Here is a 21322-nt window from a genome sequence, read left to right as displayed (position 1 = left end):
GGGATTTTGCGCCGAGACGTGCCGGCTTAGAAGCGGTAGACCTCGACGTCAGTGCGGATCGGCACCACCAGCGGGATCTTCGGCCCCTCTTCCTTGGGCTTGGCCGCCTGCTCGGTGTTGGCCACCTGGGGCTTGCGCGGCGGCGCGGCCTGCTGTTCAGCGACTGCCGCGGCAACCGGGCGCACGTCGCGGGCCAGTTGTGCGGACAGCTTGCGCAGCAGGTCACCCTGGGCTCGGACCTGGTCCTGCACGCTGCCCGAGTGCGCCTCTTCCTCGCGGAACACGCGGCTGTCACGCAGCTCACCCTTCTGGTCGAGCAGGCGCCAGCGCGCCTCCAGCACCGCCGGCTCCTTCGGGCCGGAATCCAGGCGACTGATGGTCAGCATGACCTGCACCTGCGGAGTGAAGCCGGGCTTCTCCGGGAACAGGGCCAGGCGGGTGCTGTCCAGCTCGCCCGACAACAGGCGCATCAGCTGCTGGCTGACGTTGGTTTCCAGGCTGCCGGCCCAGCGGGCTTCGGTCGACAGGTTGAGAATACCGTCGGCCTGGCGCTGGACCATGGTCTCGCGCTTCAGGTAATCGGCCAGGGACACCGGGCCGAGCAGAACAGCGACGCCGTTGTCGCGAGTCGGGACAGGAGCCGCGCCCGCGTCCAGTTGGTACAACTGGGTCGGTCGATTCACTGTACAGCCCGTCAGCCCAAGGAGGCTGACGAGGGAAAATAAGGCCAAGACGCGCCAAGCGCTCATCTGGTTCACCGTCATTCGCCGAAAATCGGCGCTACTTCCAACAAATTTCACTATGGCTTCAGGCAACGCGCCGAGGCGCCAGTAGCCAAAGGGACGTATCATCCCTCAACCGGCGCCTCAGCTCCAGAGGCAGAATGTATCGAACCGCGTTTCAATCCTGAGACAGCGATTCTACCAGCAAGGCGTCCACTCGCTGGAAACCGCGCGGCAGTTTGTTGCCACGGCGGCCCCTTTCGCCCTTGTAGTGCTCCAGATCGTCTCCCTTGAGCGAAAGCGTGCGCTTGCCCGCCTGCAGCACCAGGGTCGCGCCCGTCGGAAGAACGGCGAGGTCGGTGAGATACTCCTCGCGGCTCGCCACGCGGTCGCCCGGCACGCTGATGATCTTGTTGCCCTTGCCCTTGGCCAGCTGCGGCAGGTCGGAAACCTTGAACAGCAGCAGACGGCCTTCGGTGGTGACAGCGGCGATCCAGTCCTGCTCCAGGTCGCTGACCGGCCGCGGCGCCATGACCTGCGCGCCATTGGGCAGGCTGAGCAGCGCCTTGCCGGCCTTGTTCTTGGCCTGCATGTCTTCGCCCTTGGCGACGAAGCCGTAGCCGGCGTCGGAGGCCAGCACGTACAGGGCATTATCCTCCGGCAGCAGCACGCGCTCGAAGGAGGCGCCCGGCGGCGGCGTCAGGCGGCCGGTCAACGGCTCACCCTGGCCACGGGCCGATGGCAGGCCGTGGGCGGCCAGCGAATAGCTGCGGCCGGTGGAGTCGATGAACACCGCATACTGGTTCGAGCGGCCCGGCGCAGCGGCCTTGAAGCCGTCGCCGGCCTTGTAGGACAGGCCGGTAGCGTCGATATCGTGGCCCTTGGCGCAACGCACCCAGCCCTTCTCGGACAGCACCACGGTCACCGGCTCGGTCGGCATCAGCTCGGTTTCCGACAGGGCACGGGCCTCGGCGCGAGCGACAATGGGCGAACGGCGGTCATCGCCGTAGGTCTCGGCGTCGGCGACCAGCTCGTCGCGCACCAGCTTGCGCAGCTTGGCATTGGAACCCAGGATCGCCAGCAGCTTGGCGCGCTCCTTGGCCAGTTCGTCCTGCTCACCGCGGATCTTCATCTCTTCCAGGCGCGCCAGCTGACGCAGGCGGGTGTCGAGGATGTAGTCGGCCTGCAGCTCGGAGAGCTCGAAGCGCTGCATCAGAACCGGCTTGGGCTGGTCCTCGGTGCGGATGATGTGAATGACTTCGTCGAGGTTGAGGAAGGCGACCAGCAAGCCTTCCAACAGGTGCAGGCGCCTCTCGACCTTGTCCAGGCGGAACTGCAGGCGGCGACGCACGGTGTCGGTGCGGTAGGTCAGCCACTCGCTGAGCACCTGGCGCAGGTCCTTGACCTGGGGTTTACCGTCCAGGCCGATGACGTTCATGTTCACCCGGTACGAGCTTTCCAGGTCGGTGGTGGCGAACAGGTGGGTCATCAGCTCTTCGGCGTCCACGCGGTTGGAGCGCGGGATGATGACGATGCGGGTCGGGTTCTCGTGGTCCGACTCGTCGCGCAGGTCGGCGACCATCGGCAGCTTCTTGGCCTGCATCTGCCCGGCGATCTGTTCCAGCACCTTGGCCCCGGAGACCTGGTGCGGCAGCGCGGTGACCACGATGTCGCCGTCCTCGACGCGGTAGACGGCGCGCATGCGCACCGAGCCGCGGCCGGTTTCGTAGATCTTCTGCAGGTCGGCACGCGGGGTGATGATTTCCGCCTCGGTGGGGAAATCCGGGCCCGGCACAAAATCGATCAGGTCGGCGACCGTCGAACCCGGGTTATCCAGCAGGTGCACGCAGGCAGCCGCCACTTCACGCAGGTTGTGCGGCGGGATGTCGGTAGCCATGCCCACGGCAATACCCGTGGTGCCGTTGAGCAGCAGGTTCGGCAGGCGCGCCGGCAGCACGGCCGGCTCGTCCAGCGTGCCATCGAAGTTCGGCACCCAGTCCACGGTGCCCTGGCCCAGCTCGGAGAGCAGGGTTTCGGCGTAGCGCGACAGCCGGGCCTCGGTGTAACGCATGGCAGCGAAGGACTTGGGATCGTCCGGCGCACCCCAGTTGCCCTGGCCATCCACCAGCGGGTAGCGGTAGGAGAACGGCTGGGCCATCAGCACCATGGCTTCGTAGCACGCCGAGTCGCCGTGGGGATGGTACTTGCCCAGCACGTCGCCGACGGTACGCGCCGACTTCTTGTGCTTGGAGTCCGCGTCCAGGCCCAGTTCGCTCATGGCATAGACGATGCGCCGCTGTACCGGCTTGAGGCCGTCGCCGATGTGCGGCAGGGCGCGGTCCATGATCACGTACATGGAATAGTTCAGGTAAGCCTGTTCGGTGAAGTCGGCCAGTGACCGGCGCTCCACGCCCTCCAGACTCAGATCGAGGGTTTCGCTCATGCGTGCCTCACGGTGTAGATCGCTGGCGCAGCACCAGGGTGCCGTCCTGCTGGGTGAAATCCAGTTGTCTGAGTGCGCTCATGCCGAGCAGCACCTCGTCGCCTTCCATGCCCGGCGCGATCAGCGCCGGCACATCGGTGAGGCGGATATCGCCGAGCTGCAGGCTGGGCAGGCGCGTGCGCCAGCCCTGGCTGCGGCCATTGGCGGTGTCCAGGGTGATCGGCAACCCGCGCGGCAGGCCGAGCCGGTCGGCCAGGCGCTGCGGCAGGGCTACCTGGGTGGCGCCGGTGTCGAGCATGAAGGTCACCGCCTCGCCATTGATCCGGCCGTCGGCCACATAGTGGCCGGCGCGGTTGCCCACCAACCGCACCTCCACGGCGCCATTGGCGCGAGTCGACTGCGGTTGGGGATTGGGATTGTGCTGACGGGTTTCCCAGGCGCCGAAATAGTGGGTGGCGAGCAGGATGCCCGCGCCCCAGGCGAGGAACATCATGACCTTGCCGACCCGCTTGCCCGGTGCTGCGTCGTTCATTTGCCACCAAGCCAGCCGCCGGCCGGCGCTGCGAAACGCAGCACGTAGGGGCGGCCATCGCCGTCGGCGCGGGCGTGTTCGCCGTTGTCCAGGCCGATCCAGGCGCCCTGCTCGTCGAGGATCAACGCTTCGGCCACGCCATAAGGCAGGTCGTAGCGGCGCTCCGGGGCCAGTGCACCGGCGGCGAAGGACCAGCACAACTCCTGCACGCCGGTCTTGGCGTCACGGCGGCAGATCTGGTGCGCCAGGCGCTCCAGGGTGAACAGCTTGTCCTTGAACAACGCGATATCGGAGAAATCGATCGGCAGCGCGCGCTCGCTGCCCAGTTCCGGTGGCGGCATTGCCGTACCGCCCTCGCTGAGCATCACGCAGTTGCCTTCGCACTTCCAGGTGCCGTTCTCGTTGCGCACCTTGAGCAGGCCACGGCGCTGGCGCTCGGCGGCCAGCCACAGCTGCTTGCCATCGGCGCTGACGGCAATGCCTTCGTAGAGCGCGTTGAACTCCATCAGCAGGCCGCTGGCGCGCGCCTGGCGCAGCAGGCTCTGCGGCAGCGGCAGCCAGCTCGGCTCGCCGACGGCGGGAAGCAGCAGGACGGCCGCGTAGCCTTCGCTGACCACATAGCGGTTGCCTGCCTGGTCGCAGCTGATGCCTTCGAAGTCCATGGCCCCTCCACGCAACAACCCACCGACGGCGACCCGCGCACGGGTACCCCAGGACAGCCCGCTTTCCGGGGTGCCCGGCACCACGAAGGGTTCTGCAGTGGCCTGCCAGGCCTTGCCCGGCGCTTCGTCGATCAGCAGTCGATAGATACGGTCGTCGTCGCGGTCGGACACCGTCCACATCTCGTTGCCGCACAGTGCGAGCCCGGAAAGGTTGCCGCTGGGCATGCCCTCCACCGGATGCTCGGCGACGAACTGCAGCGACGCAGGAGCCACGGGCGCGGCCAGCGGCGCTCCCGCCTTCGGCGCCTGTTCGGGCGCCTGGGCAGCGCCCGCGGTGCCGACGAACAGGCTCGTCAACAGGCAGGAGCAGGCCAGCAGCCAGCGCATCAGGCGAAGTCCGCCAGGTTGCCCTTGGTTTCCAGCCACGACTTGCGGTCGCCGGCGCGCTTCTTGGCCAGCAGCATGTCCATGATTTCCAGGGTGCCTTCGGCGTCTTCCAGGGTCAGCTGGACGAGGCGGCGGGTGTTGGGGTCCATGGTGGTTTCGCGCAGCTGCGGCGGGTTCATCTCGCCCAGGCCCTTGAATCGGGTGACCTGCGGCTTGCCACGGCGCTTTTCGGCGGCCAGGCGGTCGAGGATGCCGTCGCGCTCGGCTTCGTCCAGGGCGTAGAAGACTTCCTTGCCCAGGTCGATACGGAACAGTGGCGGCATGGCGACGTAGACGTGGCCGGCTTCCACCAGCGGGCGGAAGTGACGGACGAACAGCGCGCACAGCAGGGTGGCGATGTGCAGGCCGTCGGAGTCGGCGTCGGCGAGGATGCAGATTTTGCCGTAGCGCAGTTGGGTGAGGTCGGCCGCGCCCGGATCGACGCCGATGGCCACGGCGATGTCGTGGACTTCCTGGCTGGCGAGCACTTCGCCGCCGTCCACTTCCCAGGTGTTCAGGATCTTCCCGCGCAGCGGCATGATCGCCTGGAATTCCTTGTCCCGCGCCTGCTTGGCCGAGCCACCGGCGGAGTCACCTTCCACCAGGAACAGCTCGGCGCGCATCGGGTCCTGCCCTGCACAGTCGGCCAGCTTGCCGGGCAGCGCCGGGCCCTGGGTGATCTTCTTGCGCTCGACCTTCTTGCCCGCCTTGAGGCGGCGGCCGGCGTTGCTGATGGCCAGCTCCGCCAATTGCAGGCCCAGTTCGGGGTGGGCGTTGAGCCACAGGCTGAAGGCGTCCTTGACCACGCCGGAGACGAACGCGGCGGCCTCGCGAGAGGACAGGCGCTCCTTGGTCTGACCGGAGAACTGCGGCTCCTGCATCTTCATCGAGAGGACGAAGGCGATGCGCTCCCAGACATCTTCCGGCGCCAGCTTGACGCCGCGCGGCAGCAGGTTGCGGAATTCGCAGAACTCGCGCATCGCGTCCAGCAGGCCCTGGCGCAGGCCGTTGACGTGGGTGCCGCCCTGGGCAGTGGGGATCAGGTTGACGTAGCTTTCCTGCAGCGATTCGCCACCCTCGGGCAGCCACAGCAGGGCCCAGTCCACTGCTTCCTTGTTGCCGGCCAGCGACCCGCAGAACGGCTCGTCGGGCAGGCGCAGGTTCTCGGAGACCGAGTCAACCAGGTAGGAACGCAGGCCATCCTCGTAGTGCCACTCGATGCGCTCGCCGCTGGCCTTGTCCTCGAAGCTGACCAGCAGGCCGGGGCAAAGCACGGCCTTGGCCTTGAGCACGTGTTTCAGGCGACTGACGGAGAACTTGTGCGAGTCGAAGTACTTGGCGTCCGGCCAGAAGTGCACGCTGGTGCCGGTATTGCGCTTGCCGACGGTGCCGACGACTTCCAGGTCGCTGGACTTGAAACCGTCGGCGAAGGTCATGCGGTATTCGTTGCCGTCGCGCTTGACGCGCACCTCGACCAGCGTCGACAGCGCGTTCACCACCGAGATGCCCACGCCGTGCAGGCCGCCGGAGAACTGGTAGTTCTTGTTGGAGAACTTGCCGCCGGCGTGCAGCTTGGTGAGGATCAGTTCGACGCCGGGCACGCCCTCTTCGGGGTGGATGTCCACCGGCATGCCGCGGCCGTCGTCGATCACTTCCAGCGAGTTGTCCTCGTGGAGGATCACCTGCACGCTCTTGGCGTGGCCGGCGAGGGCTTCGTCGACGCTGTTGTCGATGACTTCCTGGGCCAGGTGGTTCGGGCGCGAGGTGTCGGTGTACATGCCCGGGCGCTTGCGCACCGGATCGAGGCCGGAGAGAACCTCGATGGCGTCTGCGTTATAGGCGTTCTGCTGGGCCATGGGGTTCCTGCTTAATCAGTCGAAGAGGTGATGGCTTCAAAGGCGGAGAAGTCGATGTCGCGCCACTGGCTGGACGGCACGCCGGCGAAGGCCAGCAGCGCCGGCAAATGGCTGACGAAGCGCTGGAAGCTGTGATCGCCGCCGGACTCGATGCGCAAGGCAGCGGCCCGGTAGTAGCGCTCGGCGGCGCGGTAATCGAGGGTTTCGTCGGCGGTCTGCAGCCACACCTGATAGCGCGAGCCGTCGGTGGGCGTGGGGACTTCCAGTTCCGCCAAGGCGGCGACGTGGTCCAGGGTCAGTTCCCAGGTCTCGCCGCTGTAGTAGTTGGTCTGCGGGCCGAGCTGGCCGTCGAACAGCCGGTGCGGGGCCACGGCCGGGTTGATCAGCACGGCCTTCAGATCATGGCGTTCGGCCAGATACGTAGCGTAGTAGCCGCCCAGGGAGCTGCCGATCAGCACTGGCTGGCCCAGGTCGGCAACGGCGGATTCCAGCTGCGCCATGGCCTTGCGCGGATGATGATGCAACGCGGGCACGCGCAGTTGCTCGGCCAGGCCCAGGCGCTCCATGGCGGCCATGAACTGGCGCGCCTTCTGCGAGCCGGGCGAACTGTTGAATCCGTGGATATAAAGGAATGCGGTCATGGGCCGGGAGGCTACAAGCTGCAAGTGGCATGCCGCAAGTGGGTCAGCGTCGCAAGGCGTTCGAAGCGTGACCGATCAATAACCCTTGATGCTGTAGTCGACTTCGAACTCGATGTCGGTCACGCGCGAAACGCCTGTCTCCACCCGACCATCGGCCATCAGCCGCAACCAGCGATAGCCCGGCGCCGGGCTGTCGACGCAGAAGTCTTCGCTGCCGGGAGTGAACTGCACGCAGGTGGACGGCGAAGCCAGCAGGCGCACGTCGCCGCGCATGCGGTCGATCTCCTGGTGCACGTGGCCCCAGAGCAGGCAGCGCACGTTGGGATGGCGGTCAAGCACGGCGAACAGGCGCTCGGGGTTGTAGATGCCGATACGGTCCATCCACTGGCTGCCGATGGGCACCGGGTGGTGATGGAAGCTGATCAGCAGGTGCTTGTCTGGCGCGGCCTGGATGGCGCGCTCAAGCAGATGGATCTGCTCGACGGTCATCTGCCCCGGCACCGCGCCGGGAATGGTGGAGTCCAGCAGGATCACCCGCCAGGCGCCCAGGTCGATCACCGGGTCGAGCAGGTCGGTGTCGGCGGCGGCCTCGCGCATCGGTCCCATTTCGTCGTGATTGCCGGGGAACCAGCGGGCCGGCGCGGCAATCGATGCGGTGATTTCGCGGAAGCGCTGGTAGGACTCTACCGAGCCATCCTGGGAGAGATCACCCGTGGCCAGCACCAGGTCGATCGCCGGTTGCTCCTCGCCCACCAGTCGGACGACCTGGGTCAGGCTGTCGGCGGTGTCCATGCCCAGCAGCCGGCCGTTCTCTTCGGCGAACAGGTGGCTGTCGGAAAGCTGGACGACCAGGACGGAATCGGAAGCGGTGGGCTGGGTGGGCAATGCGCCTTCTCCTGTGAGGCGGGCGTGCGGGGATTCGTGACGAAGTATGGTGACAGGCGCCCCCCTGAGCAAACCGGGAAAGCGTCACAGATCACAGTTAGGGACACGAGTCTGCGATGGACGGGCAGGATATCATGGCATGCTGCCACTACCGCCATTTCAGCGTTGCAGTACCGGCTCCAGCTCATGGCCGCAGGACAGGCAATGGCTCAGCCATTCGCCGAGGAACTGGTTGAGCTGGTTCTTCTCGTCCGGCTGGTGCATCGCCTGGTTCGGGTAGGGGTAGATCGCCAGCAGGCGGCGCGCCTGTTCGGCACCGACCACCTCGGCCATTCGGGCATCGTGGTACACCCGCACTTCCAGCTTCGGCGCCGGCAGCCAGGGCAACCCCAGTTCCTGGCGTACCTGCAGGACAGTGGTGTACGGGCAGGCTTCGATCACGTCCAGCGCCAGCACGCCGAGCAGCCGCTCGCCTTCGCTGAGCGCCACACGGCGCGAGACCTGGGCCTCGCGCATTTCCGGCAACAGGCGCATCAGGCGCAAGTAGTTCGCCTCACAGGTCGCCTGCAACCCCGCCAGGTCGACGCGATAGCGCTCGCGCAGCAGATTCACACCCATAGCCCCCTTACCTCGGCGCGATTGAGCGCCAGCCATTGCAGGGCGAGCATGCTCGCCGCGTTGTTGATACGGCCGTCACGCACGGCCTGCAGTGCTTCTTCCAGCGGCATGACGTGGACGCGGATGTCCTCGCCCTCCTCTTCCAGCCCGTGAATGCCGGAGGCGTTGCTGCTGTCGCAACGACCAACGAACAGGTGCACCAGTTCGTTGCTGCCGCCGGGCGACGGCAGGTACTGGGCGATCGGCCAGAGCGCGCCGAGAGTCAGGCCGGCTTCTTCCACCGCTTCGCGGCGGGCGACCTCCTCGGGCTCCTCGTCCTTGTCGATCAGCCCGGCGACCAGCTCCATCAGCCAGGGATTGACCCCGGCGTCCATGGCGCCGACGCGGAACTGCTCGATCAGCACCACTTCATCGCGCTGCGGATCGTAGGGCAGTACGCACACGGCATCGTGGCGCACGAACAATTCGCGGGTCAGCAGCGGCCCCATGCCGCCGGCGAACTGGCGGTGCCGCAGGCGCAGGCGGTCGACCTTGTAGAAGCCCTTGAAGCACTGTTCGCGCTCCTGGATCTCGATATCCTGCGGGCCTGGCTTGAACGTTTCCGACATCCCGTTCTACTCCCGTTCCTACTGACAGTACGTTGAACTTCGCGCCATCCTATCGCGCCGCCGGAGCAGGCGCAGCCTCTTTCGCGGGCCGCCGGGCGGCCGGTCTGCTGTGACCGTCGCACACTGCCGGCGTTCCGCCAAAGTGGTTCATACTCACCCGCCGAACCGGCAGCACCGATGGCGGTCGAACCACTCCAATTGCCGGCGAACGTCAACGACAAGGATTCCCATGCGACTTCTGAAACTTGCCGCCCTGGGCAGCATCTGCCTGTTACTGGGGGCGTGCCAGGGTCTGTTCAAGCCCTCGCTCGACGAGCCGCTCACTGCGCGCCACACCGCTTTCGAACACGCGCAGCCGGGCTGCAAGGGCGAGCAATGCCCGCTGTTCAACCTCGATACCCTGAGCTTCGACGACGAGCCGGCGCTCAACGAAGCGATCAATGCCCAACTGCTGCAACTGGCCCGCGAGGGCGACGGTGCGGCCCCCGCCAGCCTGGATGTCTACGAGAAGCGCTTCCTCGATTCGGCGCAGCCCGGCTGGAGCTCCTACCTGCAAGCGAAGATCCGCGAACAGCATGACGGTCTGGTGATCATCGAGCTGTCCAGCTATCGCTTCACCGGCGGCGAGTACGGCCAGCCCGGCCGCGCCTTCATCAATTATGATCGACGCCTCCACAAGGTGCTCACCCTGCAGGACATTCTCCAGCCCGGCCAGGAGGACAACTTCTGGAAAGTGGCGCGCATGGCGCACCAGGCGTGGATCCTGCAGAACAAGCTGGACGAGCAGGACCCGAACTTCTCGAAGAACTGGCCGTTCCAGCCGACCGAGCACTTCGCCCTGACCTTCGGCGCGCTGACGCTCAAGTACGACATCGACCGCATCGCCCCGCATTCGGTCGGGCACCCGGAGCTGAAGATTCCGTACCCGCGCCTGAACGGCATCGTGAAGACCTATTACTTCCCCGGGCGCGGGGCGCAGTAAAGGTCCGGTTCGCGAGCAAGCTCGCTCCTACGAAGAGCACACTCGGCGTTACCGGGTGCCTGTAGGAGCGAACTTGCACGCGAACAGCGTTACGCAGACGCCGGCCCTTTCACGCCCACACGCCCCAGCAGCAATTGCAGCACACCCGCCACCACCAGCGCCGGCAGGGTCGCGCCCAGGTCCGGCTGGTAGTTCGCCAGCAGGTGATACACCACCACGCCGCCGCCCCAGGCCAGCAGCGAGCCCCAGCGCAAGCCATGGGGAATCGCGGCCGGCGCGCGGCGACGGAGGACGAAGTGATCGATCAGCACCACGCCGAACAGCGGGGCGAACACCGAGCCGATCAGCAGCAGGAAATTCTGGTACTGCGCAAGCGGCGCAAACCAGGCGATCAGGGTACAGATCACACCGATCGCCAGCGCCAGGTGTTCGACCTTGAGCGGCAGCAGGATGCCACTGGAGACCGCCGCCGAGTGGATGTCGGCAAAGGCCTTCTCCGATTCGTCGAGCAGGATCAGCAGCAGAGGGATGCCCATGCCCGCACCGGCCAGCGCCAGCAGCAGCGCGTTGGCGTCACTGCCCTGGGCGAACGCCAGGGTGTAGGCCACGCCCAGGCCCATCAGCCAGAAGCAGCCGATGAAGAAACCCAGTGCCGCGCCGGTGAAGGTGTGCCCGGCGCGCTTGCCGAAGCGCGAGTAGTCGGCGATCAGCGGCAGCCACGACAGCGGCATGGCGATGGCGATGTCGAAGCCCACGGCGAAGGACAGCGAACCGTCGCCGGTCTTGGCCCAGAGCGCGGCAAGGTCGGCACGCTTGAACAGGTCAATGGTCAGCCAGATGCACGCGGCGATCAGCAGCCAGATGCCCCAGCGGCGCAGCACGCGGCGCACGAAGGCCAGTGGGCCGGCGACCGCCAGCAGGGTTGCCAGCGCACCGAACACCAGGGTCCACAGCGCAGGGTTGCTCCAGGCGCCACCTTCACCGAAGGCGCGGGTGGCCAGCAGGCTGGCCGCATCGCGCATGACGATGATCTCGAAGGCGCCCCAGCCGACCAGCTGCAGCAGGTTGAGCAGCGCCGGCAACGCGGCGCCGTGGCCGCCCAGGCTGAGCTTGAGCGAGGCCATGGCGGACAGGCCGGTGTCGGTGCCGATCACCCCGGCGCTGGCCAGCAGCAGCACGCCGACCAGGGTGCCGAGCAGGATCGCGCCCAGCGCGCCGGCCAGGCCCAGGCCCGGCGCCAGCAGCGCGCCGGTCTGCAGCACCATCAGGCCGATGCCCAGGGAGAACCAGAGGGAGAACAGGTCGCGCAGGCCGAGCACGCGCTGGGCGCTACCCACGGCGGAGGTCGGTGAATAATCGATGGCGGTAGTGGTCACGATGCGTGCAGGGCTCGAAAGTTGGATTAGGTTTTGTTGTTTTTTGTAGGAGCGAGCTTGCTCGCGAACAGCCCAGCGCCGGAGTCGCCGGCAGGCAAGGTTCGCGAGCAAACTCGCTCCTACAGGTATTGCACAGGCATCACACCTGCTTGTAGATCACCGAGCCTTCGTCCTTGAAGCGCGCGGCCTGCTGCTGGAAGCCGGCCTCGATGGCTTTCTGCTCATCGGTCAGGCCGTTTTCCTTGGCGTAGTCGCGGACTTCCTGGGTGATCTTCATGGAGCAGAACTTCGGCCCGCACATGGAACAGAAGTGCGCGACCTTGGCCGAGTCCTTGGGCAGGGTCTCGTCGTGGAAGGCGCGGGCGGTGTCCGGGTCGAGGCCGAGGTTGAATTGGTCTTCCCAGCGGAACTCGAAGCGGGCCTTGGACAGGGCGTTGTCACGGATCTGCGCGCCCGGATGGCCCTTGGCAAGGTCGGCGGCGTGCGCGGCGATCTTGTAGGTGATGATGCCGGTCTTCACGTCATCCTTGTTCGGCAGGCCCAGGTGTTCCTTGGGCGTGACGTAGCAGAGCATGGCGCAGCCGAACCAGCCGATCATCGCCGCGCCGATGCCGGAGGTGATGTGATCGTAGCCCGGCGCGATGTCGGTGGTCAGCGGGCCGAGGGTGTAGAACGGCGCCTCCTCGCAGCACTCCAGCTGCTTGTCCATGTTTTCCTTGATCAGGTGCATTGGCACGTGGCCGGGGCCCTCGATCAGCACCTGGACGTCGTGCTTCCAGGCGATGCGGGTCAACTCGCCGAGGGTTTCCAGCTCGCCGAACTGCGCGGCGTCGTTGGCGTCGGCGATCGAACCCGGACGCAGGCCATCGCCCAGCGAGAAGCTGACGTCATAGGCCTTCATGATTTCGCAGATTTCCTCGAAGTGGGTGTAGAGGAAATTCTCCTGGTGATGGGCCAGGCACCACTTGGCCATGATCGAGCCGCCACGGGAGACGATGCCGGTGACCCGCTTGGCGGTCAGCGGCACATAGCGCAGCAGCACGCCGGCGTGGATGGTGAAGTAGTCCACGCCCTGCTCGGCCTGTTCGATCAGGGTGTCGCGGAAGATTTCCCAGGTCAGGTCCTCGGCGATGCCGTTGACCTTCTCCAGCGCCTGGTAGATCGGCACGGTGCCGATCGGTACCGGGCTGTTGCGCAGGATCCACTCGCGGGTCTCGTGGATGTGCTTGCCGGTGGACAGGTCCATCACCGTATCTGCGCCCCAGCGGATGCCCCAGGTGAGCTTTTCCACTTCTTCCTCGATGGAGGAACCCAGCGCGCTGTTGCCGATGTTGCCGTTGACCTTCACCAGGAAGTTACGGCCGATGATCATCGGTTCCAATTCGGTGTGGTTGATGTTCGCCGGGATGATCGCGCGGCCACGGGCCACTTCGTCGCGGACGAACTCGGGGGTGATCTCCTGCGGAATGCTCGCGCCGAAGCTCTGGCCCGGATGCTGGGCGTCCAGCAGGCCGGCGGCGCGGGCCTCCTGCAGCTTCATGTTCTCGCGGATGGCGATGTATTCCATTTCCGGCGTGATGATGCCCTGGCGTGCGTAGTGCATCTGCGTGACGTTCCCGCCCGCTTTGGCCCGGCGCGGGGTGCGGACGTGAGCAAAGCGCAGGGCGTCGAGGCTGGCATCGGCCAAGCGCGACTGGCCGAACTCGGACGTCAGGCCGGGGAGGATTTCGGTGTCGCCGCGCTCGTCGATCCAGGCCGAACGTACGTCCGGCAGGCCCTTGCGCAGGTCGATACGGACATCCGGGTCGGTGTAGGGGCCGGAGGTGTCGTAGACCATCACCGGAGCGTTCTTCTCGCCACCGAAGGCGGTCGGGGTGTCGGCGAGGGAGATTTCCCGCACAGGGACGCGGATGTCCGGGCGCGAGCCGGTCAGATAGACCTTTTTCGAATTCGGAAACGGCTGGGTCGACTGGCGATCGAGCTGTTCAAGGCGGGTGACGTTGTTCTTCTGGGTGCTCATCCTGGCTCTCCTTGGGTTGATTGCCGGGGAGAACCTGGAACGAGAGGAGCTGCTTGCTGCAGCGAAGGGACGCATCCCGTGAAGGGCTGGGGCCGGGGCGGAATACGCCGCGGGATGCGGTCTTCTTGTTCCCTACGCGGGTGCTAACCCGATCAGGTTCAACGGGATCCGGAACTATCCGATCTCAGCCCCTCGCAATGGGGCACCCCGACAAGAACGCCCGCAGTCTAATCAAGTGCACAGCGATTAGCCAATCGCCGTCTGACAGAATTCCTTGCGACCTCCTACAGGCAGCTACACTCCAGCCTCGGAAGGCTCGTACGAACGTGCCTTGACCGCCACCGGCGGCGACCGTAGCCTTGCCCCACCTCGCATCACTTTCCAGGATGAACGAATGCTGCGCAGACTCTCTCTGGCTGTCGCTGTTGCCGCTACGACAGGCTTTGCCTGGGCTGCCCAGCCCGCTCCGGCCGCTACTCCGCTGCCCACCAAGACGGACCTGATCAGCGTCTACAAGGACGCTGTCGACAATAACGCCGACCTCGCCGCCGCCCAGGCTGACTACCTGGCGCGCAAGGAAGCCGTGCCCCAGGCACGCTCCGGCCTACTGCCGCAGATCAACGCAGGCGCCAGCACCGGGTCGACCCGCACCTCGCTGGACACCCCCAGCGCCACGCTGAACCGCAATACGCAGCTGGTGCAGGCAAGCCTGAGCCAGCCGCTGTTCCGTGCGGACCGCTGGTTCCAGCTCAAGGCCGCGGAAAACACCACCGAACAGGCCCAGCTGGAATTCTCTGCAACGCAGCAACAGCTGATCCTGCAGACCGCCCAGACGTACTTCGGCGTGCTCCGCGCCCAGGACAACCTGGCCGCCAGCAAGGCCGAGGAATCGGCGTTCAAGCGCCAGCTCGACCAGTCCAACGAGCGCTTCGACGTCGGCCTGTCCGACAAGACCGACGTACTCGAGTCCCAGGCCAGCTACGACACCGCGCGGGCCAACCGCCTGGTGGCCGAGCAGCAGGTGGATGACGCCTTCCAGGCCCTGGTGACCCTGACCAACCGCGAGTACAGCGCCATCGAGGGCATCCTCCACTCGCTGCCGGTGGTGGCACCTATCCCCAACGACGCCAAGGCCTGGGTAGACACCTCGGTGCAGCAGAACCTGCGCCTGCAGGCCAGCAACTACGCAGTCGACGCCGCCGAAGAGACCCTGCGCCAGCGCAAGGCCGGCCACCTGCCGACCGTCGACGCCGTGGCCCAGTACCAGAAGGGCGACAACGATGCCCTGGGCTTTGCCAACTCCGGCGTACCGGGCGAGCCGCACTATGGCAAGTACGTCGACCAGAGCAGCATCGGCCTGCAACTGAACGTGCCGATCTACAGCGGCGGCCTGACCAGCTCCCAGGTCCGCGAAGCTTACCAGCGCCTGAACCAGAGCGAGCAACTGCGCGAAAGCCAGCGCCGCCAGGTGGTACAGGACGCGCGCAACCAGCACCGCGCGGTCAACACCGACGTCGAGACCGTGAAGGCCCGGCGCCAGGCGATCATCTCCAACCAGAGCTCGCTGGAAGCCACCGAGATCGGCTACCAGGTCGGTACCCGCAACATCGTCGACGTACTGGACGCCCAGCGTTCGCTGTACAACTCGGTTCGCGACTACAACAACAGCCGCTACGACTACATCCTCGACAACCTGAGCCTCAAGCAGACCGCCGGCACCCTCGCGCCGAGCGATCTGGAAGCGCTGGGCAGCTACCTGAAGCCGGACTACAACCCGGACAAGGACTTCCTCCCGCCAGACCTGGCCAAGGCCGCCGAGGCGCAGCTCAAGGCCGGTTCGAAGTACTGATCCCGCCCCATGAAAAAGCCCCGCGATGCGGGGCTTTTTCTATGGCCGATCGTCACGCCGATAGCTCAGCGTAAAGCGAACCCGGTCGCGGACTCTGTCCGCGATTGCTCAATGCCAACGCAGGAACTTCACCCTTCCTCAATCCCGATAGCCGGGCGAGACGCGATCCAGCATGCGCAGCAGCGCCGACCAGGCCAGGTCGTAACCATCCGGATCGCTCAGTTCGCCTTCGGCCAGAGGTCGCGCCGGGGCGTTGAACTGTTGCTCGGTGTGACGACACACCTCCTCCGGCGGAATCACCAGCTCGCCGCCCGCCTGGGCCGCCAACTGGATGTCGCAGGCCTTCTCCAGGTAATACATGCGCAGGAACGCCTGCTGCACGGTCTGGCCGACCGTCAGCAGCCCATGGTTGCGCAGCATCAGGCCCAGGTGATCACCCAGGTCGGCGACCAGGCGCTGTTGCTCGTCCATGGACAGGGCGATCCCTTCGTAATCGTGGTAGCCCAGCCGGCCGTAGAACTCCATCGACATCTGGTTCAGCGGCAGCAACCCGCAAGCCTGAGCCGCCACCGCGCAGCCGGCGCGGGTGTGGGTGTGCAGCACGCACTGCGCGTCCTCGCGGGCACCGTGGATGGCACTGTGGATGACGAAGCCGGCCGGGTTGACCTTGTACGGCGACGGCTCCACGGCATGACCGGACAGGTCGATCTTCACCAGGCTCGAGGCGATGATCTCGTCGAACATCAGGCCGTAGGGATTGATCAGGAAATGGTGTTCGGGACCGGGAATCCGCACCGAGATATGCGTGAAGATCAGGTCGGACATGCGGTAGTACGCGATCAGGCGGTAGCAGGCCGCCAGTTCCTCGCGCAGCTTCCATTCCTCGGGTGAACAGGTGGCGCGGCTGGGCGCCTGCAGCGACGTCATGGTGCACTTCTCCTCAAGGCAAGAAGACGCCGGGGCAGAGGCCCCGGCGTCACGGTCACGTTCTGGTTATTGCGCGGCCCAGGCGTTGAAGCGCTCTTCCAGCTCCTCGCCATGGTCGACCCAGAACTCATCGTCCATCGCCAGGCCCTGGGGCAGGTTCTGCGTCGAGGTCGGCACCCAGCCGGCGAGGTCGGACGGCAGGCGTTCAGCGGCCTGCTTGTTGGTCGGACCATACGCAATGTGCTTCACGTAGTCGACTTGCGCATCGGGCTGGTTGGCGAAGGCGATGAAGCGCTTCGCCGCGTCGACGTGCTGCGATCCCTTGATGATCGCCCAGTAGTCCATGCCATACAGGCTGCCCGGCCAGACCAGCTGCAGGTTGCGCCCGCCCTTGAAGGCATCGGCGATGCGCCCGGTGTAGGTGGTGGTCATCACCACGTCACCGGCGGCCAGCCACTGCGCGGGCTGCGCGCCGGCTTCCCACCACTGCACATAGGGCTTGATCTGGTTGAGCTTGGCAAAGGCGCGGTCGACGCCGGCCTTGGTACCCAGCTCCTTGTAGACGTCCGCCGGCTTCACACCGTCGGCCATCAGGGCGAACTCCAGGTTGTAGATGGCGCGCTTGCGCAGGCCACGCTTGCCGGGGAATTTCTTCACATCCCAGAAATCGGCCCAGGACTGCGGTGCCGGCTTGAGCTTGTCCGCGTCGTAGGCGATGGCCACGCCCCAAACCAGCGCAGCCGAACCGCAATCCTTGGCGGCGTTGGGAATCAGCTGGTCCTTGCCGCCGATCTGCTGCCAGTCCAGCGGCACGAACAGGCCCTCGTCGCAACCACGCGCAAGGTCTGGCCCTTCGATCTGCACCACGTCCCAGTCGGCGTGGCCGGTATCGGCCATCACCTTGATGCGCGCCATCTCGCCGTTGTATTCGGTCTGGGTCACACCAACCCCGGACTGCTTGCTGAACGGCTGGAAGAAGGCCGCTTCCTGGGCCTTCTGACCCGCGCCGCCATAACCGACCACCACCATGTTCTCGGCGGCCTGGGCGACGCCGCAGCACAGCCCGAGGGCTAGCAGCAGTGGCGCGGCGGCGGTCTTGAGGAAGAAGCGTTTGTGGAAAGTGTTTTGACGCAAAGTCATCGGGCATACCCCCAGTCGTAGGTGGCAGCGGGCGCAGCCGGAATGGCTGCACACACGCAGGACGGGCGCGCCGGAACCACGGAGCAAGAAAGACAGGGCAGAGATGAATCGATTGCCAGCGGGTGGACCCGCCGTGCGAGGGGGGACCGTACGGGACGGTTCATGCGCCTCTCCTCTTGTAGTTGTTGTGGAGCACGTCGCGGTTGCCCCGGAAAACTCCGGGTGCGGCATCGAAACTACCCAGTCACTTTTAAAAAAACAAGTTGATTTTTTACTGGCGGTAAATTTCCATAGAAAGAACTTAAACAACACTTTCCACCCAGGAGAAGCCGCCGTGCCCCAGGTTCGCCACTTCCAGCAATCCGCCCTGCAGTTCCAGTCCTACGGCGGACAAGACATCGAACGCGCCGCCATCTGCCGCCTGATCGGCCCGGCGGACAGCGAGACCATGGGCGCGGGCCTGGCGCGCTTCGACGGCGTCTCCATCGAGTGGACAGTGCTCTACGACGAACTGATCGTGGTGCTGGAAGGCAACTTCCGCCTGCGCCTGGCCGACCAGGTGATCGAGGCCAAGCCGGGCGATGTGATCTGGGTGCCGGAGCGCACGCCGCTGGCCTACGAAGGCGAAAAAGCCTGCGTCTTCTACGCCCTCTACCCGGTGGACTGGCAGGCGCGCAACGCCTAGCTGATCGACCGGCTGCGCGTCGGCGCAACTGCGTTGGAAACCGGCTCGGCATGCTCATTTACTGGAGTAAACTCCGCTGCCTCTCCGGTTTCCGCCTTGTTGCGCTCTAGCTCGCGCGGTCGATGTTTAGTGCTGTATTTACAACAAGAATCCGGAGTTGCCCGATGAGCCAGTTTCCCCACCTGTTCAGCCCGCTGCAGATCCGCGGCAAGGCGCTGAAGAACCGCATCATGTCCACCGGGCACGACACCTCGATGCCCACCGACAACCTGGTCAACGACCAGCTGGTGGCCTATCACACCGCCCGCGCCAAGGGCGGCGTCGGCCTGATCGTGCTGCAGGTCGCCGGCGTGCACGACAGCGCCCGCTACACCTCCCACGTGCTGATGGCCACCGATGACGAGTGCATCCCCGGCTATCGGCGCATCGCCGAGGCGTGCCACGCCGAGGGCACGGTGGTGCTGTCCCAGGTGTTCCACCCGGGCCGCGAAATCATGGAATCCAGTGACGGCCTGCTGGCCGTGGCCTACGCGCCGTCCGCCTCGCCCAACGAACGCTTCCGCGTGATGCCCCGCGAGCTGAGCCAGGCGATGATCGACGAGATCATCGCAGGCTACGCTGCCGCCGCACGGCGCCTGCACACTGCCGGCATCGACGGCGTGGAAGTGGTGGCCAGCCACGGCTACCTGCCGGCGCAGTTCCTCAACCCACGGGTGAACCGCCGCAGCGACGGCTACAACGGCGATCTCGACGCCCGCCTGCGCTTCACCCGCGAAGTGATCGCCGCCATCCGCGCCGCCACCGACGAGGACTTCATCATCGGCCTGCGCATCTCCGCCGACGAACGCGATCCCGAAGGCCTCACCGAAGACGAATCGCTGCAGGGCGTCAAAGGGCTGCAGAAAGACCTGGACTACGTGCACATCGTCGCCGGCACCTCCGCCTCCCTGGGCGGCGCCATCCACATCGTGCCGCCGATGGCCATCGAAGCGGCCTACCTGGCCAACGAAGCCGGTACCTTCAAGCGCAATCTGGACATCCCGCTGTTCGTCACCGGGCGCATCAACCAGCCGCAGGAAGCCGAGCTGATCGTCGCCCGTGGCCAGGCCGACGTCTGCGGCATGACCCGCGCGCTGATCTGCGACCCGCAGATGCCGAGCAAGACCGAAAGCGGCCACGTCGAGGACGTGCGCGCCTGCATCGCCTGCAACCAGGCGTGCATCGGCCACTTCCACCGCGGCTACCCGATCTCCTGCATCCAGCATCCGGAAACCGGCCGCGAACTGATCTACGCCGAACGCAAACCGGCCGCCCAGCGCAAGCGCGTACTGGTGGTCGGTGGCGGGCCGGCCGGCATGAAGGCCGCCGCTGTCGCTGCCCAGCGTGGCCATGACGTCACCCTTTGCGAAGCCACCGCTCAGTTGGGCGGCCAGGTCAACCTCGCCCAACTCCTGCCGCGCCGCGCGGAGTTCGGCGGTGCCTCCACCAACCTGCAACGCGAGATGCAGCTGGCTGGCGTCGAAGTGCGCCGCAACACCCGCGTCGACCGCGCGCTGGTAGAAGCGGAGCGCCCCGATGTAGTGATCGTCGCCACCGGCGCCAAACCCTATCGCCCCCCTTACGAAGAAGCGGGCGAGCTGCAGGTGGTGGACGCCTGGCAGGTGCTGCGCGGCGAAGTGAAGCTCGGCCGCTCCGTTCTGGTCACCGACTGGCGCGCCGACTGGATCGCCCCCGGCATCGCCGAGCGCCTGGTACGCGACGGCCACCAGGTGCAACTCGCCGTGAACGGCACCCACGCCGGCGAAAGCCTGCCCCTCTACGTGCGCGATCACCTGGCTGGCGAGCTGCACCGCCTGGGCATCAGCATCACCACCTACGCCCGCCTGTACGGCGTGGACGACAGCACCGTCTACCTGCAGCACACCGCCAGCGGCGAGCCGATGCTGGTGGAAAACATCGATACCCTGGTGCTCTGCCAGGGCCACCAACCGGTGGACGAACTGGCCGACGAGATCGCCGACCTCGCCGAGGTCCGCCGCATCGGCGACTGCCTGGCGCCGCGCACGGCGGAAGAGGCGATCTACGAGGGGCTGAAGGCGGGCTGGGCAATCTGAGCCCCGGCACGGCAACTTCCTGTAGGAGCGAGCTTGCTCGCGAACCGCCCAGCGCCAAACTCGCCGGGAGCCTCGTTCGCGAGCAAGAACTGGGCGTCCCCCTCGCTCCTACGAAGAGCAAACGGGCCACAGCCCCGGCGCATTGTTTAGAATGCCCCACGACGACATTCGCCAGGACTCTCGCCGCATGAGCCGCAAAGCCCCGCAGGAAGCACCCGCCAACGCCGAAGCGCAGTTCCTCGGCACCCGCATCCGCGGCCTGCGCAAGCGGCGCGGCATGACCCTGGCGGCGCTGGCCGAGCAGAGCGGGCTCACCGCCGGCTACATCAGCCAGCTGGAGCGCAACCTGGCGTATCCGTCGATTCCGGCGCTGTTCAATATCGCCCGCAGCCTGGGCGTGACCATCCAGTGGTTCTTCGCCAGCGAAGTGCAGGTCGATCCGGCCGACGCCGGCTACGTGGTGCGGCGCAACGCCCGTACCAGCGTGCATTACGAGGATGGCATCGTCGACGAACTGCTCAGCCCGCAACCCAGCCGCCAGCTGGAGATCCTCCACTCGAAGTTCCCGCCCGGCACCTACAGCCAGCAGAGCTACAGCCACGAGGGCGAGGAAGCCGGCTACCTGCTCAGTGGCACGTTCGAGCTATGGGTGGGCGAGCGCTATTTCCTGCTCAATGAGGGCGACAGCTTCAGCTACTCCAGCCAGGAGCCGCACCGCTATGGCAATCCGGGTGACGTGGACGCGGTGGTGCTGTGGGTGATTACGCCGCCGACTTTCTGAAGTCTCGGGGCTTTTCGTAGGAGCGAGCTTGCTCGCGAACCTGCCTGATACCGTT

General features: G+C 66.1%; 18 protein-coding genes and 1 riboswitch. Of the genes, 5 read left to right on the top strand and 13 right to left on the bottom strand.

Annotated elements, in window-relative coordinates:
* Nucleotides 1–26 precede the first annotated feature (26 nt).
* The 9 genes from A6723_RS01820 to A6723_RS01780 all read right to left on the bottom strand — a co-directional run bounded on the left by A6723_RS01820 (nt 27) and on the right by A6723_RS01780 (nt 9393).
* The gene (locus tag A6723_RS01820; protein WP_054906370.1) at nt 27–749 is read right to left on the bottom strand and encodes a membrane integrity-associated transporter subunit PqiC; all 723 of its coding nucleotides are present in this window, start codon (nt 747–749) and stop codon (nt 27–29) included.
* 151 nt (nt 750–900) lie between these two features.
* Nucleotides 901–3165 (bottom strand): DNA topoisomerase IV subunit A, encoded by a 2265-nt coding sequence (parC, locus tag A6723_RS01815; RefSeq protein WP_054906341.1) that lies wholly within the window; start codon nt 3163–3165, stop codon nt 901–903.
* Nucleotides 3166–3172: 7 nt separating this feature from the next.
* Nucleotides 3173–3697 (bottom strand): TIGR02281 family clan AA aspartic protease, encoded by a 525-nt coding sequence (locus tag A6723_RS01810; RefSeq protein ID WP_054906340.1) that lies wholly within the window; start codon nt 3695–3697, stop codon nt 3173–3175.
* A complete protein-coding gene (locus A6723_RS01805) occupies nt 3694–4746 on the bottom strand; it encodes an esterase-like activity of phytase family protein (protein WP_054906339.1) in 1053 nt (350 codons plus the stop codon). Before A6723_RS01805 ends, A6723_RS01810 begins: the two co-directional genes overlap by 4 nt.
* Nucleotides 4746–6641: a DNA topoisomerase IV subunit B gene (parE, locus tag A6723_RS01800; RefSeq protein WP_054906338.1), complete on the bottom strand. Its 1896-nt coding sequence runs from the start codon at nt 6639–6641 to the stop codon at nt 4746–4748. Before parE ends, A6723_RS01805 begins: the two co-directional genes overlap by 1 nt.
* 11 nt (nt 6642–6652) lie before the next feature.
* The gene (locus A6723_RS01795) at nt 6653–7282 is read right to left on the bottom strand and encodes a YqiA/YcfP family alpha/beta fold hydrolase (RefSeq protein WP_054906337.1); all 630 of its coding nucleotides are present in this window, start codon (nt 7280–7282) and stop codon (nt 6653–6655) included.
* A 75-nt stretch (nt 7283–7357) separates the two neighbouring features.
* On the bottom strand, nt 7358–8167 hold the full coding sequence (cpdA, locus tag A6723_RS01790) for a 3',5'-cyclic-AMP phosphodiesterase (RefSeq protein WP_054906336.1): 810 nt from the start codon (nt 8165–8167) through the stop codon (nt 7358–7360).
* 159 nt (nt 8168–8326) lie between these two features.
* Nucleotides 8327–8785, bottom strand: a complete 459-nt coding sequence (locus A6723_RS01785; RefSeq protein ID WP_045216166.1) for a DUF1249 domain-containing protein — start codon at nt 8783–8785, stop codon at nt 8327–8329.
* Nucleotides 8776–9393, bottom strand: a complete 618-nt coding sequence (locus A6723_RS01780; protein ID WP_054906335.1) for an NUDIX domain-containing protein — start codon at nt 9391–9393, stop codon at nt 8776–8778. Before A6723_RS01780 ends, A6723_RS01785 begins: the two co-directional genes overlap by 10 nt.
* Nucleotides 9394–9622: 229 nt before the next feature.
* Between A6723_RS01780 and A6723_RS01775 the strand changes: the two genes are divergently transcribed.
* Nucleotides 9623–10375 carry an RsiV family protein gene (locus A6723_RS01775; RefSeq protein WP_054906334.1) on the top strand — a complete coding sequence of 251 codons (753 nt, stop codon included), beginning with the start codon at nt 9623–9625 and terminating at the stop codon, nt 10373–10375.
* Nucleotides 10376–10464: 89 nt separating this feature from the next.
* Here the strand turns inward: A6723_RS01775 and cytX are convergent, their stop codons facing one another.
* On the bottom strand, nt 10465–11751 hold the full coding sequence (gene cytX / locus A6723_RS01770; RefSeq protein WP_054906333.1) for a putative hydroxymethylpyrimidine transporter CytX: 1287 nt from the start codon (nt 11749–11751) through the stop codon (nt 10465–10467).
* Between the two features lie 139 nt (nt 11752–11890).
* The gene (gene thiC / locus A6723_RS01765) at nt 11891–13771 is read right to left on the bottom strand and encodes a phosphomethylpyrimidine synthase ThiC (protein WP_054906332.1); all 1881 of its coding nucleotides are present in this window, start codon (nt 13769–13771) and stop codon (nt 11891–11893) included.
* 112 nt (nt 13772–13883) lie between these two features.
* Nucleotides 13884–13991, bottom strand: a riboswitch (TPP riboswitch).
* Nucleotides 13992–14165: 174 nt separating this feature from the next.
* Between thiC and A6723_RS01760 the strand changes: the two genes are divergently transcribed.
* Complete coding sequence (locus A6723_RS01760) at nt 14166–15620, top strand: TolC family outer membrane protein (RefSeq protein ID WP_054906328.1); 1455 nt, start codon at nt 14166–14168, stop codon at nt 15618–15620.
* A 138-nt stretch (nt 15621–15758) separates the two neighbouring features.
* On the opposite strand, the gene A6723_RS01755 is transcribed toward A6723_RS01760, so the two are convergent.
* Nucleotides 15759–16547 (bottom strand): class II aldolase/adducin family protein, encoded by a 789-nt coding sequence (locus tag A6723_RS01755; protein ID WP_054906327.1) that lies wholly within the window; start codon nt 16545–16547, stop codon nt 15759–15761.
* A gap of 66 nt (nt 16548–16613) precedes the next feature.
* A complete protein-coding gene (locus A6723_RS01750; protein ID WP_054906326.1) occupies nt 16614–17687 on the bottom strand; it encodes an ABC transporter substrate-binding protein in 1074 nt (357 codons plus the stop codon).
* Nucleotides 17688–18021: 334 nt separating this feature from the next.
* Here A6723_RS01750 and A6723_RS01745 point away from each other — a divergent pair, with 334 nt between their 5' ends.
* The 3 genes from A6723_RS01745 to A6723_RS01735 all read left to right on the top strand — a co-directional run bounded on the left by A6723_RS01745 (nt 18022) and on the right by A6723_RS01735 (nt 21267).
* Nucleotides 18022–18372 carry a cupin domain-containing protein gene (locus tag A6723_RS01745; protein WP_054906325.1) on the top strand — a complete coding sequence of 117 codons (351 nt, stop codon included), beginning with the start codon at nt 18022–18024 and terminating at the stop codon, nt 18370–18372.
* A gap of 164 nt (nt 18373–18536) precedes the next feature.
* Entirely contained in the window at nt 18537–20486 is a 1950-nt protein-coding gene (locus tag A6723_RS01740) for an FAD-dependent oxidoreductase (protein ID WP_054906324.1), read from the top strand.
* 187 nt (nt 20487–20673) lie between these two features.
* Nucleotides 20674–21267, top strand: coding sequence for a helix-turn-helix domain-containing protein (locus tag A6723_RS01735; protein ID WP_024764293.1), 594 nt, complete (start codon nt 20674–20676; stop codon nt 21265–21267).
* The last annotated feature ends 55 nt before the right edge of the window (nt 21268–21322 follow it).

This window comes from Pseudomonas sp. AU11447, assembly GCF_001672555.2.
Taxonomy (GTDB): Bacteria; Pseudomonadota; Gammaproteobacteria; order Pseudomonadales; family Pseudomonadaceae; genus Pseudomonas; species Pseudomonas nitroreducens.
Note: the sequence above shows the minus strand (reverse complement) of the source record. Positions and strands in the feature narration are given on the sequence as shown.